The organism is Palleronia pontilimi, from assembly GCF_016412875.1.
GTDB lineage: Bacteria > Pseudomonadota > Alphaproteobacteria > Rhodobacterales > Rhodobacteraceae > Palleronia > Palleronia pontilimi.
This window is the reverse complement of record NZ_JAEKPD010000038.1, coordinates 1-2965: the sequence shown is the minus strand read 5'-3', so window position 1 is coordinate 2965 and position 2965 is coordinate 1. Positions and strand designations below refer to the sequence as shown.

3 protein-coding genes and 1 pseudogene are annotated in these 2965 nt (G+C 65.8%); all 4 read right to left on the bottom strand.

Annotated features, from left to right (window positions below):
- Positions 1-267, bottom strand: a pseudogene (locus ILP92_RS18160) (hypothetical protein); the annotation flags it as partial.
- Positions 268-606: 339 nt separating this feature from the next.
- Positions 607-876 carry a hypothetical protein gene (locus ILP92_RS18155; RefSeq protein WP_198917825.1) on the bottom strand — a complete coding sequence of 90 codons (270 nt, stop codon included), beginning with the start codon at positions 874-876 and terminating at the stop codon, positions 607-609.
- Positions 876-1220 carry a hypothetical protein gene (locus ILP92_RS18150; RefSeq protein WP_198917824.1) on the bottom strand — a complete coding sequence of 115 codons (345 nt, stop codon included), beginning with the start codon at positions 1218-1220 and terminating at the stop codon, positions 876-878. The genes ILP92_RS18155 and ILP92_RS18150 overlap by 1 nt, the downstream gene beginning before the upstream one ends.
- Before the next feature lie 43 nt (positions 1221-1263).
- Positions 1264-2550, bottom strand: coding sequence for an SH3 domain-containing protein (locus tag ILP92_RS18655; RefSeq protein ID WP_235971598.1), 1287 nt, complete (start codon positions 2548-2550; stop codon positions 1264-1266).
- Positions 2551-2965 lie beyond the last annotated feature (415 nt).

Genomic DNA, 2965 nt, shown 5'->3' with positions numbered 1-2965 from the left:
TCCAGTTCGCAATGGCCCGGATACCGGGGAGAAGGTCACCATCAGGATGCGCGCCGCGAAGGCGTCGCGCCCGTCCGCGAGCGGCTGGATACCGTCGAGATCGGGATGGCCGACCATCAGTGTTTCGACCCGCGCGCCGAGCGTTGTCTCGGCGCTGATGGGGATCGCCCGGGTGGACGGTGAATCGTCGCGCTGGGGCAGCGCGTAGACCATGCGCAGGACACCGATCGAAGCGGCGCAGAAGAGTGCGAATGCGATCAGGGCCATCGGGACACGCAACGGAACGTCCATCTCAACCGGGTTCGGAACGGTCGAATTCTGCGCAGAGGACGGCGCATGTTCAAGCGCGGCCGCTCACTCGGATGCTGCGGGCAGACTGTCCATGATGTACGCGCAGCCCGCGGCGCTGGCGGCGGTCCTGTCGTCCGGGGCGACATCGGACCTCATCGCGGGCCGGGCAGTCCTGCAGATGCCGGTGCCGAGAGCCCGTGGCGCCCCCCATGCCCGCCACGCCGCAGATCGGGACCCTGCAGGTGGCGGCGCCGATCGCACACCCCGCGCGACCGATCAGGATATTGCCCATGAGAAGTCCTCCGAAGGACGATGTCAGCGCGCCCTGCGGATGCGGCACAGGGCGACGATGAGGGCGAGATTGATGCCCGGCGCTAGGATCGCCCAGACTGCGCCGCCCATGGGCAAGAGAGCCCATGGAAGCCCCAGCGGCAGCAGGAAGACAGCCGACAGGGGATCGCGCTCCTGCCCGAACAGACCGAACGTTCCGATGACGAGGATCGCCACGGCCAGCGCCCAGAGCGCCGCGAACCCGATGATGAGCGCGCGGCACAGCCGACTTGGGCTTGTCCCGCGCGCGGTCATCACAAGAAGCCTTCGCTGCCCTGGAATTCGACCGACGGATTGCTGCCGTCATCGCCGACCAGGCACCGCCACGGCGCGCCGTTCGACCCGACCCGCATGTAGACCGCGCTGTTGGCCTGCGAGAATTCCGACCCGACTACGGTCACGCCGCCGGTCACCTGCGCTTGCAGTGCATTCCGGCAGGCCGAAACGGCGGCATCGCTCGCGCCGAAGCTGCCCTCGATAAACGGGGCGCTGCCGGGCGCAGGCAGCATCATGGCGCTGCCGCCGCCGGTGTCCTCGACGCATCCCGATAGGGTCACCATCGCAGCTGTTGCGAGGCCGAGCTTGATGAAATGAGTCATGGTCTCTCCTGTCCCTGTGGTGGTTTCTTCGTTTTCCTTGGCGTCAATCGATCCCGACGATGACGTTGAAGGTCTGCGCGGCACCGCTGCGGTTCACCACCTCGAGCCGGTGATCGCCCGACTGGAAGAGCTGGCCGCGGTATTCCTTCGACGGCGCGCCCTCGTCGAGCAGCGATCCGTCTGGGTTGTAGAGCCGCCAAGCAAGGCCCGATCCCGGCGCCGCGACGCGCGTGTAGAGCATCTGTCCGTTCCCGGCGCCGATCAGATAGGTGACGCTCGTGCCCGCGCCGAGCTGGTCGGAGACTTCCGCGCCCGACGCACCGGCGTCAAACCGGACGCGTTCCATGCGGGCTGCGCTCGGCAGTTGCGTGGCGCTCGGGCCGTTGCCCACGATATAGCGCGCGTTGATCCAGCCCCGTCCGCGCATGTCGGTCATCATCTCGATCTCGCACCAGCGGGACCCGGCCTGCGGCTCGCACCGAAGTTCGCGGACCTGGGTGTCGTTGCTCAGCGCGCCGACGATGGCCTCTCCGGTGCCCGGACCGCTACGCACGTTCAACACGTCGCCGTCGGGAACCCCCGCGATGGTCACGATCCGGCCCGTGGCGCCAGAGGTCGTTTCCGGACTCGGCAGGGCCAGGAAGCGCGCCGCGACCCAGCCGCGCGCGCCTCCCCCCGCCGCCTGAACCTCGCACCATTGCTGGCCATCCGACATCGTGCAGCCGCCGGCATTGGACACCATTGCGCCGTTCGGCAGCGTCCCGACCAGGCGGCCCGATGGCCGTGGCGCGTCCCGCACGTTCAACTGACCGCCGGAACTCGACAGTCGGACGATGAAGAGGTCCTCCTCCGGCAACAGGTCCGAGCCCGCGGCAGAGCCCACTCCGGCGCTGCTGGAGTCCGATGCGATCGAGATGTCGAGCGAGTAGCCGACGGTGCGTCCGGTATCGCGGTCGTTGCCCATCAGGTAGACGCGGATTGCCCAGTCGCCGCTGTCAGGCAGTTCGACCGATGCGCGATTGTCGTCGTCCATGCTGCCATTGTAGATGGCCGGATAATCCTGCCCGGCCGGGACGATGTTGAACATCGCCGATCCATTGCCGTTGGTCCCGGTGACCGCAAGCGCAACCGCGAGTGTCTGTCCTTGTCGGGCGTTGACGACGTAGTCGACATGCGTGTCGCCGACGACCTTGCCGTTCACGGTTGCGCCGAAGGCACCCGGAGCGAATTGGATCGCAACTGTCTCTTGAGCGACAAGCGGATTACCAAGGGTGAAGATCGCCAATGCAACCCATGCAACGTAGGACAATCGGCAAATACGGCAGCTCATCACCGTCCTCCCCAAGGCGCGATTCTCTTATAACGTTACCACGTTGAGTTGCGCAGTCAGCTTTTTGGCGTGATGATCCGCGTACTTGGAAGCCCGCAGTCCTGCATCTGCCAATTTCAACCGTCGCACAGCCAGCCATGCTGAATCACGGCTTCTTTAATCTTCCTTCAGGCGAACTGAGCGATCGCGTTGCGGCCTCGACGCCCGCGCCGGAGAGGCCATTGTCCGAATACCCGCCCTGCACAACCCGATGTGCTCCGTCTTTTTGGAAACGATCACTTCGCGCAACCTGTGCCGCAGAGAGAGTTTATTGACCAATGTCCGATATGGCCCGTGAACGCAGAGTTTGCTGGACTCGCAATCCCAGATGCCGCGCACGAGTGACCGCGCCGCCAGGCCCTCCAGCTGCTGTGTT